Source organism: Streptomyces sp. NBC_00510 (assembly GCA_036013505.1).
In the GTDB taxonomy this organism is placed as follows: Bacteria; Actinomycetota; Actinomycetes; order Streptomycetales; family Streptomycetaceae; genus Actinacidiphila.
This window is the reverse complement of record CP107851.1, coordinates 3,332,187-3,352,500: the sequence shown is the minus strand read 5'-3', so window position 1 is coordinate 3,352,500 and position 20,314 is coordinate 3,332,187. Positions and strand designations below refer to the sequence as shown.

The 20,314-nt window shown below is 70.1% G+C and carries 11 protein-coding genes, 1 tRNA gene and 2 rRNA genes (1 of these 14 running past the window's edge); 13 read left to right on the top strand and 1 reads right to left on the bottom strand.

The features are described from left to right. The 4 genes from OG937_14670 to OG937_14655 all read left to right on the top strand — a co-directional run. A 23S ribosomal RNA gene (locus OG937_14670) occupies nucleotides 1-1,226 on the top strand (it extends 1,897 nt beyond the left edge of the window). A 65-nt stretch (nucleotides 1,227-1,291) separates the two neighbouring features. Further along, a 5S ribosomal RNA gene (rrf, locus tag OG937_14665) occupies nucleotides 1,292-1,408 on the top strand. A gap of 141 nt (nucleotides 1,409-1,549) precedes the next feature. Then, on the top strand, nucleotides 1,550-2,515 hold the full coding sequence (locus OG937_14660) for a DegT/DnrJ/EryC1/StrS family aminotransferase (GenBank protein WUD72850.1): 966 nt from the start codon (nucleotides 1,550-1,552) through the stop codon (nucleotides 2,513-2,515). Between the two features lie 83 nt (nucleotides 2,516-2,598). Further along, nucleotides 2,599-2,671 (top strand) — tRNA-Thr (locus OG937_14655). A 72-nt stretch (nucleotides 2,672-2,743) separates the two neighbouring features. On the opposite strand, the gene OG937_14650 is transcribed toward OG937_14655, so the two are convergent. Beyond that, nucleotides 2,744-5,359, bottom strand: coding sequence for a SpoIIE family protein phosphatase (locus tag OG937_14650; GenBank protein WUD72849.1), 2,616 nt, complete (start codon nucleotides 5,357-5,359; stop codon nucleotides 2,744-2,746). A gap of 446 nt (nucleotides 5,360-5,805) precedes the next feature. Here OG937_14650 and OG937_14645 point away from each other — a divergent pair, with 446 nt between their 5' ends. From OG937_14645 to OG937_14605, 9 genes are all read left to right on the top strand, one after another. Then, nucleotides 5,806-11,121 (top strand): HAMP domain-containing protein, encoded by a 5,316-nt coding sequence (locus OG937_14645; protein WUD78739.1) that lies wholly within the window; start codon nucleotides 5,806-5,808, stop codon nucleotides 11,119-11,121. A 258-nt stretch (nucleotides 11,122-11,379) separates the two neighbouring features. Beyond that, nucleotides 11,380-12,060 carry a response regulator gene (locus OG937_14640; GenBank protein ID WUD72848.1) on the top strand — a complete coding sequence of 227 codons (681 nt, stop codon included), beginning with the start codon at nucleotides 11,380-11,382 and terminating at the stop codon, nucleotides 12,058-12,060. A 114-nt stretch (nucleotides 12,061-12,174) separates the two neighbouring features. Continuing rightward, entirely contained in the window at nucleotides 12,175-14,811 is a 2,637-nt protein-coding gene (locus tag OG937_14635; protein WUD72847.1) for a DNA translocase FtsK, read from the top strand. A gap of 220 nt (nucleotides 14,812-15,031) precedes the next feature. Then, nucleotides 15,032-15,832, top strand: a complete 801-nt coding sequence (locus tag OG937_14630) for a DUF4115 domain-containing protein (GenBank protein ID WUD72846.1) — start codon at nucleotides 15,032-15,034, stop codon at nucleotides 15,830-15,832. A 114-nt stretch (nucleotides 15,833-15,946) separates the two neighbouring features. Continuing rightward, entirely contained in the window at nucleotides 15,947-17,431 is a 1,485-nt protein-coding gene (rimO, locus tag OG937_14625) for a 30S ribosomal protein S12 methylthiotransferase RimO (protein WUD72845.1), read from the top strand. After that, nucleotides 17,428-18,165: a CDP-diacylglycerol--glycerol-3-phosphate 3-phosphatidyltransferase gene (pgsA, locus tag OG937_14620; protein WUD72844.1), complete on the top strand. Its 738-nt coding sequence runs from the start codon at nucleotides 17,428-17,430 to the stop codon at nucleotides 18,163-18,165. Before rimO ends, pgsA begins: the two co-directional genes overlap by 4 nt. Beyond that, complete coding sequence (locus OG937_14615; GenBank protein WUD72843.1) at nucleotides 18,162-18,704, top strand: CinA family protein; 543 nt, start codon at nucleotides 18,162-18,164, stop codon at nucleotides 18,702-18,704. The genes pgsA and OG937_14615 overlap by 4 nt, the downstream gene beginning before the upstream one ends. Before the next feature lie 94 nt (nucleotides 18,705-18,798). Then, nucleotides 18,799-19,182 (top strand): helix-turn-helix transcriptional regulator, encoded by a 384-nt coding sequence (locus OG937_14610; GenBank protein ID WUD72842.1) that lies wholly within the window; start codon nucleotides 18,799-18,801, stop codon nucleotides 19,180-19,182. A 161-nt stretch (nucleotides 19,183-19,343) separates the two neighbouring features. Next, nucleotides 19,344-19,814 (top strand): DNA starvation/stationary phase protection protein, encoded by a 471-nt coding sequence (locus tag OG937_14605; GenBank protein WUD72841.1) that lies wholly within the window; start codon nucleotides 19,344-19,346, stop codon nucleotides 19,812-19,814. The last annotated feature ends 500 nt before the right edge of the window (nucleotides 19,815-20,314 follow it).

Here is a 20,314-nt window from a genome sequence, read left to right as displayed (position 1 = left end):
CCCCCGTAACTTCGGGAGAAGGGGGGCCATTGCTGGTGAGGGGACTTGCTCCCTGAGCTGGTGGTGGCCGCAGAGACCAGCGAGAAGCGACTGTTTACTAAAAACACAGGTCCGTGCGAAGCCGTAAGGCGATGTATACGGACTGACGCCTGCCCGGTGCTGGAACGTTAAGGGGACCGGTTAGCTCCATTTCGGTGGGGCGAAGCTGAGAACTTAAGCGCCAGTAAACGGCGGTGGTAACTATAACCATCCTAAGGTAGCGAAATTCCTTGTCGGGTAAGTTCCGACCTGCACGAATGGCGTAACGACTTCTCGACTGTCTCAACCACAGGCCCGGTGAAATTGCACTACGAGTAAAGATGCTCGTTTCGCGCAGCAGGACGGAAAGACCCCGGGACCTTTACTACAGCTTGATATTGGTGTTCGGTTCGGCTTGTGTAGGATAGGTGGGAGACTGTGAAGCGATGGCGCCAGCCATTGTGGAGTCGTCGTTGAAATACCACTCTGGTCGTGCTGGATGTCTAACCTCGGTCCGTGATCCGGATCAGGGACAGTGTCTGGTGGGTAGTTTAACTGGGGCGGTTGCCTCCTAAAGAGTAACGGAGGCGCCCAAAGGTTCCCTCAGCCTGGTTGGCAATCAGGTGTTGAGTGTAAGTGCACAAGGGAGCTTGACTGTGAGACTGACGGGTCGAGCAGGTACGAAAGTAGGGACTAGTGATCCGGCGGTGGCTTGTGGAAGCGCCGTCGCTCAACGGATAAAAGGTACCCCGGGGATAACAGGCTGATCTTCCCCAAGAGTCCATATCGACGGGATGGTTTGGCACCTCGATGTCGGCTCGTCGCATCCTGGGGCTGGAGTCGGTCCCAAGGGTTGGGCTGTTCGCCCATTAAAGCGGTACGCGAGCTGGGTTTAGAACGTCGTGAGACAGTTCGGTCCCTATCCGCTGTGCGCGTAGGAGTCTTGAGAAGGGCTGTCCCTAGTACGAGAGGACCGGGACGGACGAACCTCTGGTGTGCCAGTTGTTCTGCCAAGGGCATGGCTGGTTGGCTACGTTCGGGAGGGATAACCGCTGAAAGCATCTAAGCGGGAAGCCTGCTTCGAGATGAGGACTCCCACCCCCTTGAGGGGTTAAGGCTCCCAGTAGACGACTGGGTTGATAGGCCGGATGTGGAAGCCCAGTAATGGGTGGAGCTGACCGGTACTAATAAGCCGAGGGCTTGTCCATAGGTTGCTCGCGTCCACTGTGTAGTTCTGAAACAACGAACCGTTGGTTCGATAGTTTCATAGTGTTTCGGTGGTTATAGCGTTAGGGAAACGCCCGGTTACATTTCGAACCCGGAAGCTAAGCCTTTCAGCGCCGATGGTACTGCAGGGGGGACCCTGTGGGAGAGTAGGACGCCGCCGAACAATCTTTAGCAGCCGTGCCCCCGGACCCAGTCCGGGGGCACGGCTCTTTGGCGTATCCACACCCGCTGTTCATGTTCAGATCAGCAACGCATCACCGGCTGCGGTGATCCTTGCCGGAACGGGTAAGTGGAGGTGAGCCTGATGCAGCAGTTTCTGGTTCAGGGTGCTGAAGTAGCCGCGCTGGAGGACGAGTTCGCGTCCGCGGTGGACGGGCGTCATGCCGTCGCCGTCGACTCCGCGACCTCCGCGTTGCATCTGGCGCTGCTCTCGCTCGGCATCGGTGCCGGCGAGGAAGTGATCCTGCCGTCGTTCGCGCCCGTGGAGACCGCGGCCGCGGTGCGGCTGGCCGGCGCCGTGCCGGTCTTCGCCGACATCGACCCGCTGACGTTCTGCCTCGACCCGGAGGCGGTGGTCGCCGCGATCACGCCCCTCACGGTGGCGATCCTGCCGGTGCACCTCTTCGGGCACCCCGCCGCCGTCGACCAGATCACCGACATCGCCGCCCGGCACGGCCTGGCGATCGTCGAGGACGCCACCCAGGCGCAGGCGGCGACGCTGGCCGGCCGCCGGGTCGGCACCTACGGGGCGCTGAGCGTGTTCGCGGTCGAGGAGGGGGCCGTGGTGACCACGGAGCACCCCGAACTGGCCGGTGCCGTCAAGAGGCTTCGGGACACGGCCCACGCCAGGGCCCGGATGACCGACGGCAAGGCGGCCGCGGGCCGCGGGGTGCTGGCGAAGCTCGCCGGTTCCGTGGCCCGGCAGCGGGCCAACTGCCGTTACCTGGACTCGGCCCTGACCGGTGTCCTCGTGCCGTACGTGGAGCCCGGCGCGCACCACGTCTACCACCGCTACACGGTGCGGATACCCGGGAACGGCCGGCCGGACCGGGACGCGTTCGCGATGGCGCTGGCCGCGCGCGGCGTGCGGGCGAACGTGAGCATCCCGACCCCCGTGCACCGGTTGCCGGAGTACCGGTCCAGCTCGTACCTGCCCAGCACGGAGAAGGCGGCCGGTGAGACGTTGTCGCTGCCCGTCCACCCGGGCCTGACGGAGAAGGAGTTGGAGCGGATGGCCGTGGCGTGCAACACGCTCGGCGGACTGCTCTGAAGCCGGGCCGCCCCGGTCGGGCCGTGCGTCGATCGGATTTCCGAACCGGGGCGTGCATGCGTTAAGATCCTTCACGTCGACGCGCCCCAATAGCTCAGTCGGCAGAGCGTCTCCATGGTAAGGAGAAGGTCTACGGTTCGATTCCGTATTGGGGCTCTGATGAGGAAAGGCCCCCGCCATTCGGCGGGGGCCTTTCTTGTTTTCCTTCCCCTTCGCGGACCGCCGCCGCTACGCGGGCAGTTCCGGGACGCGCATCGTGAGGATGGCCATGTCGTCGGAGGGGGCGTCGGAGGCGAAGCGTTCGACGGCCCGCTGGATGCGGGCCGCCACGGCGCCCGCCGTGAGGCCCGTACAGGTGGCCAGGACGTCGGCGAGGCCGTCGTCGCCCAGCATGCGGGTGCCCTCGCGCCGTTCGGTGACGCCGTCGGTGACGCAGAGCAGGACGTCGCCGGGGTCGAGCGTGACGGTCTGCTCGACGAGTTCGAGGTCCTCGATGACGCCGAGCAGCGGCTGGGGTTCCGCGGCGGCTTCCACGACGCCGCTCTGCCGCAGTCGCAGCGGCAGGGGGTGGCCGGCGCAGACGACCTTCAGGACGGCGCTGCCGTCGCTCTGCGGCCACATCTCGCCGTAGAGGAGGGTGAGGAAGCGGCTGCGGGCCCCCTCGTCCAGGATGGCCGCGTTGAGCCGTTCCAGGACGGAGGGGCCGCTGAAGCCCTCGCGGGCGAGCAGGCGCAGCGCGTGGCGGGCGAGACCGGTCACGGCGGCGGCCTCGGGGCCCGTGCCGCACACGTCGCCGATGGCGAAGCCCCAGCAGCCGTCGCGGATGGGGAACACGTCGTAGAAGTCGCCGCCGACCTCGTTGCCCTCGCCGGCGGCGCGGTAGACGACCTCGACCTCGACGCCGGGGATCACCGGGAGGCCGGGCGGCAGCAGGCTGCGCTGCAGGGACTGGCTGATGGCCGTGCGCTCGCTGTAGAGGCGGGCGTTGTCCAGGGCGAGGGCGGCCCGGCGCGACAGGTCCTCGGCGAGTTCCAGGATCTCCTGGCGGAAGCGCTCGTCGGCGGACCTGCCGAGGGTGAGCATGCCGATGACGCGGTTGCGGGCCACGAGCGGCAGGACGACCGTCTCGCCGCCGACCGCGGCCGCGGTCGCCAGGGCCGTGCCGGGGCCCGTGGCGGGCCGGCCCGCCTCGCCGAGGCCCAGGCTGCGCAGGGAGGCGCGCAGGGCGGTGGAGTGCGCGGCGTCGGCGGGGGCGGTCCACACGCGGGCGCCGGGGGTGGGGTCGGGCTCGGGAGGCGCGAGGCGGGACAGCAGGGCCTTGATGCCGTCGATGCGGTCCTCGTCCTCGTGCAGGACGAAGGCGAGTTCGGGTTCCGAGGCCTGGTCGGCGATGGTGTAGACGGCGCACCAGCTGGCCAGGGTCGGCACGGTCATCTGGGCCATCAGGGCGAGCGTCTGGTCGCGTTCCAGGGTGCCCGCCAGCAGGTCGGATGCCTCCACCAGGAAGGACAACGAGCCGCGGCGCAGCCGCTCGAGCTCGGTGAGGCGGGCGCTCTCCACCGCCAGCGCGATGCGGTCGGCGGCGAACTGCAGCCGCAGCGCCTCCTCGTTGGTGTAGCGGCCGGGGCTCTCCGCGGCGACGCCGAGCGAACCGGTGAGGCGGCCCTCGACCTTGAGGGGGACGGTGACGATGGAGCGCATGCCCGTGCCGGCGAGCAGCGGGACGGCCCCCGGCACCGCCGTGAGGTCCTCGTGGACGGCGGGCATGCGGGCGCTGCCGTAGCGGCCGGTGCCGGCCTCGACGGGGACCCGTGCGAAGCGCTGCCGGGCGGAGGGGAGGCCGGTGGAGGCGCGCACCTCGAGCTCGGTCTCGTCGTCGGTGGCGAGCAGCAGGTAGGCGGCGTCGCCGTCGAGCATGTCGCGGGCCCGCTCCACGGTGCGCTGCAGCAGCCCGTCGAGGTCGTCGGGGGCGGGGGAGCCGATGAAGGACTCGAAGGGGTCCACGGCCTTGCCGCGTTCGACGCCGCCCTCGACGGAGATCATCCCGCGGCCGGGGTTCTGCAGGACGGCGCGTTCGTCCTCGCGCACCAGCAGGCACACGGTGGACGGCTCGCCGGAGGAGTCGCGGACCCGCAGGTGCGCTCCGTAGACGGGCAGGATCCGGCCGTCCGCGCCGCGGATGCCGTAACTGCCCTCCCAACGGGACAGCCGCAGCGCCTCGGCGATGCCGTGTCCGGTGCCGGGGGTCTGCGGCCAGGCGGCGAAGTCGCCGAGCGGTTTGCCGGTGACCTGGTCGCCGAGGTGGCCGAAGAGCTCGGCGGCGTCCTGGTTCCAGCGGGTGATGATGCCTGCGCGGTCGACCTGCACGACCGCGACGCGGACCCGCTCGTCGGCGAGCGGCAGCGCCTGGACGGGCAGGGCGGGACCCGCGGAGCGGGTGCCCGCGGGGCGCTGGGGGAGCTCCAGGCGGAACCAGACGTGCTTGTTGGCGGCGGTGTACTCCACGCCCCAGCGGCTGGCCAGCGCCGAGCACAGGAGCAGCCCGCGGCCGCCCTCGTGGTCGGGGTGGATCTGCTTCTTGGCGTCGTGGAGAGGAAGCTCACGTTCCGGGTAGCGGTCGGCGACCTCGATGCGCACGGCGGACTCGTAGCGCAGGCACTGGACGTCCGCGGCGGTGCCGGCGTGCACCACGGCGTTGGTGACGAGTTCACTGGTGAGCACGACGGCGTCGTCGACCACCTCGGAGAAGCCCCAGCCCTGGAGCGTGTCGCGGACGAACGCGCGTGCGGTGGCGACCGAGCGTCCCACGGGTTCGAAGGTGGCCGCTGCCCGCGCCGTGATCACAGATCTCCTTGTTTGTCCCGGGACGTCACCATTCGTCGTCCGCTGTACTGTCACCACCGGCCCCCACTTCGAGGTGTACGCCCGGCCCAAGGTGGGCAACCGCATGCCAGGTTACTTACCCCCGGCGACCGCGTGTGTGCCGGTTGGGGGTGTTCCTGCCCCGATCATGACGCCGGTCATATGCGATGCTGCCGAACTGTTATGGCCGGGCCCGGGCATGGTGAAACACTGGTCATGTCTGAACGAGGCACCTGCAGGTCGGTCGACCCTCCGGGAGGGACACGGTGGAGTCTGGCGCATCGGCGCGAGGCGGCGCGGCATCCGCGGCGAAGCGGGGCGGTTCCGCACGGGTGAAGAACGCGCGGTCGCGTAAGAGCGGGGCCGGTACGGGGACCGTCGAGGTCGACTCGGCGGCCCTGCACCGGCTGCTGTCCGCGCTGGAGTCCATGCGGGACGGCAACTTCCGCAAGCGGCTGACGGTCACCGGCGACGGGGTCATGGCGGAGATCTCCGCGGTGTTCAACGAGGTCGCCGACCGCAACCAGCACCTCACCGGGGAGCTGGCGCGGGTGCGGCGGGTCGTGGGCCGCGAGGGCAAGCTCGCCGAGCGCCTGGAGACGGGGGCGTGCGAGGGCGCCTGGGCGGCGGCCATCGACGCCTCCAACGCGCTCGTGGACGACCTCGTGCGCCCCATGTCCGAGGTCGGCCGGGTGCTGTCGGCGGTCGCCGAGGGCGACCTGGAGCAGCGGATGGATCTGCGCTCGCAGGGCGCCGACGGCTCGGGGCATCCGCTGCGCGGCGAGTTCCTCAAGGTGGGCCGCACCGTCAACGGGCTGGTCGACCAGCTGTCCACGTTCACCGACGAGGTGACCCGGGTGGCGAGCGAGGTCGGCACCGAGGGCAAGCTCGGCGGTCAGGCGCGGGTGCGCGGTATGTCCGGTTCGTGGAAGGACCTCACGGACTCGGTCAACACCATGGCGTCCCGTCTGACGGCCCAGGTGCGTGACATCGCCCTCGTCACGACGGCGGTCGCCAAGGGCGACCTGTCGCGCAAGGTCACCGTGCACGTGGCCGGCGAGATGCTGGAGCTGAAGAACACCGTCAACACGATGGTCGACCAGCTCTCCTCCTTCGCCGCCGAGGTGACCCGCGTCGCACGCGAGGTGGGCACCGAGGGCCAGCTGGGCGGCCAGGCCAAGGTGGCCGGTGTCGACGGCGTGTGGAAGGACCTCACGGACTCCGTCAACCTGATGGCCGGCAACCTGACGGCCCAGGTACGCGACATCGCCCAGGTGACGACCGCGGTCGCCAACGGCGACCTGTCGCAGAAGATCACCATCGGCGCGCGCGGCGAGGTCGCGCAACTCGCCGAGACCGTCAACGCGATGACCGAGACGCTGCGCACCTTCGCCGACGAGGTGACCCGTGTCGCGGGCGAGGTCGGCGCGGAGGGCCGCCTCGGCGGCCAGGCGCAGGTGCCGGGCGCGGCGGGCATCTGGAAGGACCTCACCGACTCGGTGAACACCGCGTTCCGCAACCTGACCGGCCAGGTGCGGGACATCGCGCAGGTGACGACGGCGGTCGCCAACGGCGACCTGTCGCAGAAGGTCACGGTGGACGTCTCCGGCGAGATGCTGGAGCTGAAGAACACCGTCAACACGATGGTCGACCAGTTGTCGGCCTTCGGTGCCGAGGTGACCCGGGTGGCGCGCGAGGTCGGCGTCGAGGGTGAACTGGGCGGCCAGGCGCAGGTGCCGGGTGCGGCGGGTCTGTGGAAGGACCTGACGGATTCGGTGAACACCGCGTTCCGCAACCTGACCGGCCAGGTCCGCAACATCGCGCAGGTGACGACGGCGGTCGCCAACGGCGACCTGTCGCAGAAGGTCACGGTCGACGTCTCCGGCGAGATGCTGGAGCTGAAGAACACCGTGAACCGCATGGTGGACCAGCTCTCCTCGTTCGCCGGGCAGGTCACACGCATGGCCCGGGACGTGGGCACGGAAGGCCGCCTGGGCGGTCAGGCCCGCGTCGACGGCGTGAGCGGCGTGTGGAAGGAGCTGACGGACTCCGTCAACTTCATGGCGGGCAACCTCACCTCGCAGGTCCGCCAGATCGCGCAGGTGACGACCGCGGTGGCCCGCGGTGACCTGTCCCAGAAGGTCGACGTCGACGCGCGCGGCGAGATCCTGGAACTGAAGAACACCATCAACACGATGGTCGACCAGCTCTCCTCGTTCGCCGAGCAGGTGACCCGGGTCGCCCGCGAGGTGGGCACCGAGGGCCGGCTCGGCGGCCAGGCGCAGGTGCCGGGCGTCGCCGGTGTGTGGCGCGACCTCACCGACTCCGTGAACGGCATGGCGGGCAACCTGACCGCACAGGTCCGCAACATCGCCCAGGTGGCGACCGCGGTGGCCCGCGGTGACCTGTCCCAGAAGATCGACGTCGACGCGCGCGGCGAGATCCTGGAGCTCAAGAACGTCCTCAACACGATGGTCGACCAGCTCTCGTCCTTCGCCGAGCAGGTGACCCGGGTGGCCCGCGAGGTGGGCACCGAGGGCATCCTGGGCGGCCAGGCCGAGGTGAAGGGGGTGTCGGGCACCTGGAAGGACCTGACGCAGTCCGTCAACTTCATGGCGAACAACCTGACGATGCAGGTCCGCAACATCGCCGAGGTCACCACCGCGGTCGCCCAGGGCGACCTGTCGAAGAAGATCACCGTCGACGCCAAGGGCGAGATCCTCGCCCTGGTCACCACCGTGAACACGATGGTGGACCAGCTGTCCGCGTTCGCCGACGAGGTGACCCGGGTGGCCCGTGAGGTGGGCACCGAGGGCCAGCTGGGCGGTCAGGCCCGGGTGCGGGACGTCTCCGGCATCTGGAAGGACCTCACCGACAACGTCAACCTGATGGCCAACAACCTGACCAGCCAGGTGCGTTCGATCTCCTCCGTCGCCACCGCCGTCGCCAACGGCGACCTCACCAAGAAGATCACCGTCGAGGCGCGCGGCGAGGTCGCCCAGCTCGCCGAGACCATCAACACGATGGTGGACACGCTCTCCGCCTTCGGTGACGAGGTGACCCGGGTGGCCCGCGAGGTGGGCACCGACGGCATCCTCGGCGGCCAGGCGCGCGTGCCGGGTGTGTCCGGCTCGTGGAAGGACCTCACCGAGTCGGTGAACAACATGGCCTCCAACCTGACCGGCCAGGTCCGCAACATCGCCATGGTCACCACCGCGGTCGCCCGCGGTGACCTGTCCAAGAAGATCGACGTCGACGCGCACGGCGAGATCCTGGAGCTGAAGACGACCATCAACACGATGGTCGACCAGCTGTCGGCCTTCGGTGACCAGGTGACCCGGGTGGCCCGGGAAGTGGGCACCGAGGGCCGCCTGGGCGGCCAGGCCCGCGTGCCGGGCGTGTCCGGGATCTGGAAGGACCTCACCGAGTCGGTGAACTTGATGGCGAACAACCTGACCCGTCAGGTGCGCAACATCGCCCAGGTGGCCACCGCGGTGACCCGCGGCGACCTCAACATCCGCACGGACGTGGACGCGGCGGGCGAGATCCTGGAGCTCCAGGACTACATCAACACCATGATCGTCCGACTCCGCGAGACCACGCTCGCCAACAAGGAGCAGGACTGGCTCAAGGGCAACCTCGCCCGCATCTCCGGTCTGATGCAGGGCCGCCGCGACCTCAACGACGTGGCGGCGCTCATCATGAGCGAGCTGACCCCGGTGGTCTCCGCCCAGCACGGCGCCTTCTTCATCGCGGAGGAGCCGGCCGGCGGGGAGGAGATCGAGGAGGGCTACGAGCTGCGGCTGTCCGGCTCGTACGGCTTCTCCAAGCGGACGATGCCGACGGTGTTCCTGCCCGGCGAGGGACTGATCGGCACGGCCGCGGTCGAGAAGCGCTCGATCCTGGTGGAGGACGTCCCGCCGGGCTACCTGAGGATCTCCTCCGGGCTCGGCGAGGCGCCTCCGGCCCACGTCATCGTGCTGCCGGTGGTGTTCGAGGACCGGGTGCTGGGTGTGATGGAGCTGGCCTCCTTCCAGCCGCTCACGCAGATCCAGAAGGACTTCCTCGGCCAGATCACCGACATGATCGCGGTCAGCGTGAACACCATCAGCGTGAACACCAAGACCGAGTACCTGCTGGAGCAGTCGCAGGAGCTGACCGAACAGCTGCGGGAGCGCTCGGCGGAGCTGGAGAACCGGCAGAAGCAGCTGGAGATGTCCAACACGGAGCTGGAGGAGAAGGCGGAGCTGCTGGCCCGCCAGAACCGGGACATCGAGGTGAAGAACACCGAGATCGAGGAGGCCCGGCAGGTCCTGGAGGAGCGCGCCGAGCAGCTGGCCGTCTCGATGCGCTACAAGTCCGAGTTCCTGGCCAACATGTCGCACGAGCTGCGCACCCCGCTGAACTCGCTGCTCATCCTGGCCAAGCTGCTCGCGGACAACGCCGAGGGCAACCTGTCCCCGAAGCAGGTCGAGTTCGCCGAGACGATCCACGGCGCCGGCTCCGACCTGCTGCAGCTCATCAACGACATCCTGGACCTGTCCAAGGTCGAGGCGGGCAAGATGGACGTCAGCCCGACCCGCATCGCCCTGGTCCAGCTGGTCGACTACGTGGAGGCGACCTTCCGCCCGCTCACCGCGGAGAAGGGCCTGGACTTCTCCGTACGGGTCTCCCCGGAGCTGCCCGCCACGCTCCACACCGACGAGCAGCGGCTGCTGCAGGTGCTGCGCAACCTGTTGTCGAACGCGGTGAAGTTCACCGACAGCGGTTCGGTCGAGCTGGTCATCCGCCCGGCCGGTCCCGACGTGCCGCAGGCCATCCGGGAGCAGTTGCTGGAGTCCGGCTCGCTGCGGGGCGCGGACGAGCCGCTGATCGCCTTCTCGGTGACCGACACGGGCATCGGCATCGCGGCGAGCAAGATGCGGGTCATCTTCGAGGCGTTCAAGCAGGCGGACGGCACCACCAGCCGCAAGTACGGCGGCACGGGCCTCGGTCTGTCCATCAGCCGGGAGATCGCCCGGCTGCTCGGCGGCGAGATCCACGCCGACAGCCAGCCCGGCCGCGGCTCGACCTTCACCCTCTACCTGCCGCTCAACACCACCGAACTGCCGCCCCAGGGCTACCCGCAGCTCCCCGGCGGCGAGGCCGGGGAACTCGAGGGGGCGCCGGCCTCGCCGTTCCACGTCCCGGCCCACGGTCACGTGGCCATGCGCGGCCGGGGCGCGGGCAGCAGCCTGGCCCGGCTGCGCCGACGTTCCGCGGCACCGCGGCCCGCCGCGGCTGCCGGGCCGGTGGAGCGCGCCGCGCTGCCCGAGTCGTGGGTGGAGGGGGCGCACAGCGACGCCTACACCGGCTTCGCGGGCGGGTTCAGCGGTGAGAAGGTGCTCATCGTGGACGACGACATCCGCAATGTCTTCGCCCTCACCAGCGTGCTGGAGCAGCACGGGCTGACCGTTCTGTACGCCGAGAACGGCCGGGAGGGGATCGAGGTCCTGGAACAGCACGACGACGTCGCGGTCGTCCTGATGGACATCATGATGCCCGAGATGGACGGTTATGCGACCACGGCCGCGATCCGCAGGATGCCCCAGTTCGCGGGGCTGCCGATCATCGCGCTGACGGCGAAGGCGATGAAGGGCGACCGGGAGAAGAGCATCGAGTCCGGGGCGTCCGACTACGTCGCCAAGCCGGTGGACACCGACCACCTCCTCGCGGTGATGGAGCAGTGGATGCAGTCCAGGTGACGCCACGTTGGGTGAGCGGCCGGGCAACGGACGGTGAACGTCCATGACTCGGCGTGTGTGAAGAGGTGTGAGAGTGCGGGATTCTGGGAACCTTCTGGTCTCCGCTTGCGTTTCTGCTACGTGCACAGTGACATGGCGGTGACAGGGTGTGGCGGACAGCGGGGTGCGGCTACCATGACCGGCACAAGGACGGGCGGCACTCAGGAGTCGTCCATGGGGGCGGCGACCGGTGCAGTGCCGGGGCGAGGAGGGCGGGCCATGGTGCAGAAGGCCAAGATCCTCCTGGTCGATGACCGGCCGGAGAATCTGCTGGCGCTGGAGGCCATCCTCTCCGCGCTCGATCAGACCCTGGTGCGGGCATCGTCCGGGGAGGAAGCGCTCAAGGCGCTGCTGACCGACGACTTCGCGGTGATCCTGCTCGACGTCCAGATGCCGGGCATGGACGGGTTCGAGACCGCGGCGCACATCAAGCGGCGCGAGCGCACCCGCGACATCCCGATCATCTTCCTGACCGCCATCAACCACGGGCCGCACCACACCTTCCGCGGCTACGCGGCCGGCGCGGTGGACTACATCTCCAAGCCCTTCGACCCGTGGGTGCTGCGCGCCAAGGTCTCGGTCTTCGTCGAGCTCTACATGAAGAACTGCCAGCTGCGCGAGCAGGCCGCCCTGCTGCGGCTGCAGCTGGAACAGGGCGCGCGGCAGGGCGGCAACGGCGCCAAGGAGCCCGTGGGCCTGCTCGCCGAGCTCTCCGCACGGCTCGCCGCGGTGGAGGAGCAGGCGGAGGCGCTGTCCAAGCAGCTCGACGAGTCCGCGGACGCGGCGGCGGTGGCCACGGCCGCCCACCTGGAGCGGAAGCTGACCGGACTGCGCCGCGCGCTGGACGCGCTGGAGCCGGGCACGGGCGGCGGCGACAAGAAGATTCCCCCGCAAGAGTGAAGCGTGTGCGCCACTTGATGCAGTGTCATCCATGGCGCATCAGGGGCACGACACGAATGGCGGTATGCGTGGCCACGCGTGTCGTGCGCGGGGCGGAACGGTAACCTCACCATCATGGCCTCACGTACGTCCGGCACCGCCAAGAAGGCTGCCGCCAAACCTGCGGCCAAGCCCGCGACGAAGAAGGCCCCCGCGAAGAAGACGGCGGCGGCCAAGAAGCCGCCTGCCAAGGCGGCGGCGGCCAAACCCGCGCCGAAGCCCGCGCCGTCCCCGACCGGCGGCGTCTACCGGCTCGCGCGAGCGGTGTGGCTCGGCCTGGCGCACACCGTGGGTGCCCTCTTCCGGGGCGTCGGCCGCGGCGCGCGCGGGCTCGACCCGGCGCACCGCAAGGACGGCCTGGCGCTGCTGCTGCTCGGCCTCGCGCTGGTCGTCGCCACCGGCACCTGGTCGGACCTGCGCGGTCCGGTGGGCGATCTGGTCGAGATACTGATCACCGGGCTGTTCGGGCGGCTGGACCTGCTCGTGCCGTTCCTCGTCGGTGCCGTCGTCTGGCGGCTGATGCGCCACCCGCAGAAGTCCGACGCCAACGGGCGCATCGTCATCGGCCTGACCACCCTCACCGTCGGTGTACTGGGCCTGGTGCACATCGGCTGCGGTTCCCCCGGCCGCGGGCAGGGCGCCGACGCGATCCGCGACGCGGGCGGCCTGATCGGCTGGGCGGCGTCCGCGCCGCTCGACTACACCGTCGGCGCACCGCTGGCGGTCGCGCTGCTGGCGCTACTCACCTTCTTCGGGCTGCTGGTCACCACCGCGACGCCGGTCAACGCCATCCCCCGGCGGCTGCGCGAACTCGGCATCCGGCTGGGCCTGGTGGAGGACCAGGGCAGCGCCGGGACCGAGGACGACGCCGTGCCGTTCAGCGACCTGCTGGAGGAGGACACCGCCCCGCAGGACGGCGGGGAGAAGTCGCGCCGCCGGTCCAGGCGCCGCCAGGAGCGGTCGGAACTGCCCGATCTCAGGCCCAGCGACGGACTGGACGCGGTCGACCTCGCCTACGGCGTGGCCGCCGACCTCGACGGCGCCCTCGCCTACGGCGTCCCCGGCTCCTCCGTCGTCGCGGACCTCGTCAGCCACTCCCTGCCGCAGGCCCGGGACACCGGGGAGGCCGCCGCCGAGGACACCGCCGACCGGTCCGTGCCCGACCTCACCAAGCGCGCGGCGCCCGAGCAGGGCCCGCCGCTGCCGCCGCGCGCCGAGCAGCTCCAGTTGTCCGGCGACGTGACCTACGGCCTGCCGTCCCTGGACCTGTTGGAGCGCGGCGGTCCAGGACGCACCCGCAGCGCAGCCAACGACGCCGTGGTCGAGTCGCTGACGAGCGTCTTCTCGCAGTTCAAGGTGGACGCACGGGTCACCGGCTTCACGCGCGGCCCGACGGTGACCCGTTACGAGGTGGAACTCGGCCAGGCCGTCAAGGTCGAGCGGATCACGGCCCTCGCCAAGAACATCGCGTACGCCGTGGCCAGTCCGGACGTACGGATCATCAGCCCGATCCCCGGCAAGTCGGCGGTGGGCATCGAGATCCCCAACAGCGACCGGGAGATGGTCAACCTCGGCGACGTGCTGCGGTCGGCGGAGGCCGCCGGCGAGGAGCACCCGATGACGGTCGGCCTCGGCAAGGACGTCGAGGGCGGCTACGTCATGGCCAACCTCGCGCGCATGCCGCACATCCTCGTCGCGGGCGCCACCGGATCCGGCAAGTCCTCCTGCATCAACTGCCTGATCACCTCGATCCTGGCGCGCGCCACGCCCGACGAGGTGCGGATGGTGCTGGTCGACCCCAAGCGCGTCGAGCTGACCGCGTACGAGGGCGTCCCGCACCTCATCACCCCGATCATCACCAACCCCAAGCGGGCCGCCGAGGCGCTGCAGTGGGTCGTGCGCGAGATGGACCTGCGTTACGACGACCTCGCCGCCTACGGCTTCCGGCACATCGACGACTTCAACGCGGCGGTGCGTTCGGGCAAGGTGAAGCCGCCGGAGGGCAGCGAGCGGGAGCTCGCGCCCTACCCCTACCTGCTGGTGATCGTGGACGAGCTGGCCGACCTGATGATGGTCGCGCCGCGGGACGTCGAGGACGCGATCGTCCGCATCACCCAGCTCGCCCGGGCTGCCGGCATCCACCTCGTGCTGGCCACCCAGCGGCCCAGCGTCGACGTCGTCACGGGTCTCATCAAGGCCAACGTGCCGTCCAGGCTGGCCTTCGCGACCTCCTCGCTCGCCGACAGCCGGGTCATCCTCGACCAGGCCGGCGCCGAGAAGCTGATCGGAAAGGGTGACGGGCTGTTCCTGCCGATGGGCGCGAACAAGCCGGTCCGCATGCAGGGCGCCTTCGTCACCGAGGACGAGATCCAGGCCGTCGTCGCCCACTGCAAGGCGCAGTTGACCCCCGCCTACCGTGACGACGTGGTCGTCGGCTCGGGCCCGAAGAAGGAGATCGACGAGGAGATCGGCGACGACCTGGACCTGTTGTGCCAGGCCGCGGAACTGGTCGTCTCCACGCAGTTCGGCTCGACTTCGATGCTCCAGCGGAAACTGCGTGTCGGCTTCGCGAAAGCGGGCAGGCTCATGGACCTGATGGAATCGCGCGGGATCGTCGGCCCCAGCGAGGGGTCGAAGGCCCGTGACGTACTGGTCAAGCCGGACGAGATGGACGGAGTGCTCGCCCTGCTCCGGGGCGAGGCCGGTTCGTAGCCATTCCGTGGCTCACTCGTAAGTGGGTTGGACGCAACCGTTGCTCCCGCCCGTACGTCAAGTTAGTGCAGGGGGAAGGCGTATGGCCGACTGTCATCGGCGCCGGGAAAGACGGCAATCCTGATGGCGGACAAACAACGCCCGCCCGCTTGCCCGTCCTTTTGCACACCCCCCTAGACTGAGTCTCCAGCAGGTGGCTGCACGCTCGAAAGGCGCCCCCGTGTCCATCGGCAACCCGCCCCCCGACGACCGGCTCTCGGTCGGTCGCGCCCTCGCCCAGGCCCGCATCGCCGCGGGTCTGACCGTCGACGAGGTCAGTACCACAACGCGTGTGCGCCCGCCCATCGTGCACGCGATCGAGCAGGACGATTTCTCCCGCTGCGGCGGCGACGTGTACGCCCGCGGCCACATCCGGGCGCTCGCGCGCGCCGTGGGTCTCGATCCCGAGGCCCTGATCGAGCAGTTCTCGGCGGAGCACGGCAGTGCGCCCGCCCCGACCCCGGTGGCGCCGCTGTACGAGGCGGAGCGGATGAGGTCCGAGCCGCGCCGCCCCAACTGGACCGCCGCGATGGTCGCGGCGATCGTCGCCGTCATCGGTTTCGTCGGGTTCACCCTGTTCAGCGGTGGCGAGGACGGCGGCAAGGAGCCGGTGGCGGGCAAGCCGAGTGCGGCGAGCCCGGAGGCGAAGCCGTCCGGCAACCCCACGAGCTCCGCACCGAGGCCCGAGGAGTCCGACAGCGCGATCGCCGCGGCGCCGGCCGACAAGGTCACCGTCAAGCTCACCGCCCGGAACGACAAGAGCTGGATCCAGGCGGTGGACGGCAACGGAAGGCAGCTCTACCAGGGCAGTCTGGAGCCGGGCGACTCCAAGACCTTCACCGACAAGAGCAAGATCAACCTCATCATCGGCAACGCGGGCGCGGTCGACCTCTTCGTCAACGGCAAGGACCTCGGACCTGCGGGCGACCCCGGTCAGGTCCAGCGCCTCACCTTCACCCCCGGCGACCCGGAAGCAGGGTGACGCCCGGTTCCACGGGCGCGCACGGACACCGCGGCGCCCGGCGCGGGACACCCGTCCCGGCGCCGGGCGCCGCTGCGCGTCGGAGCCCCGTCGGGGACAAAGTAGGCTGAGCCTATGTCCGAACCCCGTACCGTCGCTCTTGTCACGCTCGGCTGCGCCCGTAACGAGGTGGATTCCGAGGAGCTCGCCGGCCGGCTGGCGGCGGACGGGTGGCAGCTCGTCGAGGACGCCGCCGCCGCCGACGTGGCCGTCGTGAACACCTGTGGCTTCGTCGAGGCCGCCAAGAAGGACTCCGTCGACGCCCTGCTGGAGGCCAACGACCTCAAGGGCCACGGCCGCACCCAGGCCGTCGTCGCGGTCGGCTGCATGGCCGAGCGCTACGGGAAGGAGCTGGCCGAGGCCCTGCCCGAGGCGGACGGGGTGCTCGGCTTCGACGACTACGCGAACATCTCCGACCGCCTGCAGACGATCCTCTCCGGCGGCGTCCACGCCTCCCACACCCCGCGCGACCGCCGCAAGCTGCTCCCGGTCAGCCCGGCCGCCCGGCAGGCCGTGAGCGAGGTCGCGCTGCCCGGCCACGCGCAGGGCGCCACGGAGCCGGTCCCCGCCCCCGCGGACCTGCCCGAGGGCGTCGCGCCCGCCTCCGGGCCGCGCGCACCGCTCCGCCGCCGCCTGGACAGCAGCCCGGTCGCCTCGGTGAAGCTGGCCTCCGGCTGCGACCGCCGCTGCTCCTTCTGCGCCATCCCGTCCTTCCGGGGCTCCTTCATCTCCCGCCGCCCCTCGGACGTGCTCGGCGAGACGCGCTGGCTGGCCGAGCAGGGCGTCAAGGAGGTCATGCTGGTCAGCGAGAACAACACCTCGTACGGCAAGGACCTCGGTGACATCCGGCTGCTGGAGACGCTGCTGCCGGAACTGGCCGACGTCGACGGCATCGAGCGGATCCGGGTCAGCTACCTGCAGCCCGCCGAGATGCGCCCGGGCCTGATCGACGTACTGACCTCGACGCCGAAGGTCGCGCCCTACTTCGACCTGTCCTTCCAGCACTCCGCACCCGGGGTGCTGCGCGCGATGCGCCGCTTCGGCGACACCGAGCGCTTCCTGGAGCTGCTGGACACCATCCGCTCGAAGGCGCCGGAGGCCGGGGTCCGCTCCAACTTCATCGTCGGTTTCCCGGGCGAGTCGGAGGCGGACCTGGAGGAGCTGGAGCGCTTCCTGGGCGCCGCCCGGCTCGACGCCATCGGCGTCTTCGGCTACTCCGACGAGGAGGGCACCGAGGCGGCCGGTTACGACGGCAAGCTCGACGAGGACGTCGTCGCCGAGCGGCTGGCCCGGGTCTCGCGGCTGGCCGAGGAGCTGACCGCGCAGCGTTCCGAGGAGCGGCTGGGCTCGACGGTGCAGGTGCTGGTCGACTCCGTCGACGAGGAGGAGGGGGCGGTCGGCCGCGGTGCCCACCAGGCGCCGGAGACCGACGGCCAGGTCGTCCTGACCTCCCACGCGGGCCTGGTGCCCGGATCGTTCGTCGCGGCGAAGGTGGTGGACACCGAAGGCGTCGACCTCGTCGCGGAGCCGCTTGGCACGACGCAGGAGGCGCGCAGATGACGGGAGTCCCGGCGTCCGCCGCCGGCAATCACCGGTCCGCACCCGCCGCCCCGGCGGCCGCGGTCCGGCGGCCTTCGTTGTGGAACATCGCCAACGTCCTGACGATGGTGCGGCTGCTCCTGGTGCCGGGCTTCGTCATGCTGCTCGTGCACGACGACGGGCACGACCCGGCGTGGCGCTCCTTCGCGTGGGCGGCGTTCGCCATCGCGATGATCACCGATCTCTTCGACGGCGAGCTGGCCCGGCGCTACGGGCTGGTCACCGACTTCGGCAAGATCGCCGACCCGATCGCCGACAAGGCGATCATGGGCGCGGCGCTGATCGGCCTCTCGGCCCTCGGGGACCTGCCCTGGTGGGTCACCGCGGTGATCCTCTTCCGCGAGCTGGGCATCACGCTGATGCGGTTCTGGGTGATCCGCTGGGGAGTGATCCCGGCCAGCCGGGGCGGCAAGCTGAAGACGCTCACCCAGGGCGTCGCCGTCGGCATGTACATCCTGATCCTCACCGGGCCGCTGGCGACGCTGCGGGCGGTGCTGATGGGCGCCGCGGTGGTGCTGACCGTGGTGACGGGCCTGGACTACGTGCGCCAGGCCGTCGTCATGCGCCGGGCCGGACTGGCCGCGCAGCGCGCGGCCGCCGTGCGCCGGGCGCGCGAGGGGGCGGACGAGGAGGAGGGGGCGCTCGCGGAGGACGTCCCGCTGGAGTTCCCGGAGGAGCAGGGACAGGGCGCGTGAACGTCGCCGCCGAGGTGCTGGGGCTGCTGGAGGGGCGGCAGCAGTGGCTCGCCGTCGCCGAGTCGCTGACCGGCGGCCTGGTCGCCGCCGAGCTGACCTCGGTGCCCGGCGCCTCCAGGTCCTTCCGCGGTTCGGTCACCGCGTACGCCACCGAACTGAAGCGGGACGTGCTGGGCGTGGACGGCGCGCTGCTGGCCGAGCGCGGGGCCGTCGACCCCGACGTCGCGCGGGGGATGGCGGAGGGCGTGCGGCGCGTGCTGCGCGCCGACTGGGGGCTGTCCACCACCGGAGTCGCCGGCCCGGACCCGCAGGACGGACAGCAGGTCGGGACGGTCTACGTGGCGGTCGCCGGGCCGACCGGCTCGTGGTGCGAGAGACTGCAGTTGAACGGCGACCGTGCCGAAATCCGTACCACCACCGTGAACGCCGTTCTGACCCTCTTGCAGCAGACGCTTCTGACGGGCGGGGGAACACCCGACGAATCCCCGACGGCGAAGGGTAGGGAAGACAGCGGGGGGAAGGGATGTTTGCAGCCCTGAGTGAACACGTCATCGCTCCCCGCACGGCCGGTGTCGGAGGCGGTACGGTGGGGCAAGAAGGTTGCGAATTCGCGGTCCGAGGAGGGAGCCACCGATGATTCTGCTCCGTCGCCTGCTCGGTGACGTGCTGCGTCGGCAGCGCCAGCGTCAGGGCCGCACCCTGCGTGAGGTCTCCTCATCCGCCCGGGTCTCCCTGGGCTATCTGTCGGAGGTCGAACGAGGGCAGAAGGAGGCTTCCTCCGAACTGCTCTCCGCGATCTGTGACGCCTTGGACGTCCCGATGTCCGAGGTGATGCGGGAGGTCAGCGACGATCTGGCGCTTGCCGAACTCGCCGAGTCGGCTGCTGTCGGGTCGGCAGCCGCGCCTATGCGGCCGCTGCTGGGCGCGGTTCCGTCCGTACCGTCCGGTCCGGACGAGCGGGTCACCATCAAGGCGCCGAAGGCGCCCACCGAGGCCGTGGACGTCGTCGCGGCCTGAGCGACACCAAGCAGTTCCGAACCGTGGCCCCGGCCGGTGGGCAACCGGCCGGGGCCACGGCGTGCCCGCGTGTGATCCGCGGATCCGGGGAAGGCGCTCATGAGGCGGGGCCGCCGTGGAGGTGGCCCTGCGGCGCCAGGCAATTCCCGAGGAGGAGCAGCATGACCATCGTGAAGAGCACGCTGCCCGAGGCCGACCGCAAGACCGTCGGTGAGGCCCTGCAGCACACCCTCAGCGATCTCATCGACCTGTCGCTCGTGGCCAAGCAGGTGCACTGGAACGTGGTCGGGGCGCGGTTCCGGTCGGTCCACCTCCAGCTCGACGACGTGGTGACCACCGCGCGGACCTACGCCGACACCGTCGCGGAGCGGGCGGCCGCGATCGGGGTGACGCCGGACGGGCGCGCGGGGACGGTCTCCAAGAGCAGCAGGATCGACGAGGTGCCGGACGGCTGGATCAAGGACGAGAAGGTGGTCTCGGTCATGATCGTGGCGCTGGACGCCGTGATCAGGCGGGTGCGCCAGGGGATCGAGGCGACGGAGAAGCCCGATCCGGTGAGCCAGGACATCCTGATCGGGCTCGCCGCCGAGCTCGAGAAGCACCACTGGATGTTCCAGGCCGAGAACGTCTAGGCCGGTGGGGCGTCGTCGGCGGGAGCATCGGGGGCCGTCGCCCTGGGTTGCGCCCGGGCCGGGGAATGTCGCAGGTAGTAGCCGTACGTGTCCTCCTTCCGGGTGAACGTTGTGCGGGGTGGGGCGGCAGAGGTCTAGAGATCTTGCCGGACGGGGATCGCACCTGTGTACGGGGAAAGCCCGGGATTGGGTCCCTGGTGATACCCGCCGCAACCTCGGGGCTCCGAAGGAGGCGGCCATGCACGTTCTCCGCCTGTTTCACGAGCTGTGGGCCCGGCGGCCGGTCCGCTGGGCGATCGCTTTCGTCGCGGGAGTGGTGTGGTGGTGGGCCCTGCTGAGGCTCATCGTCCAGCCCGCGCAGGCAGGCTCCTTCGAGGGCCTGGTCGTCGCCGGTGGATGGGGGCTCAGCATCGTCCCCCTGCACACGGCGAGGTGGTCACGGGGATCATCATCCGCCGCTCCGGCGGCCGTCCGTGAGGTTGAGGGCCCGGCGCCGGGAG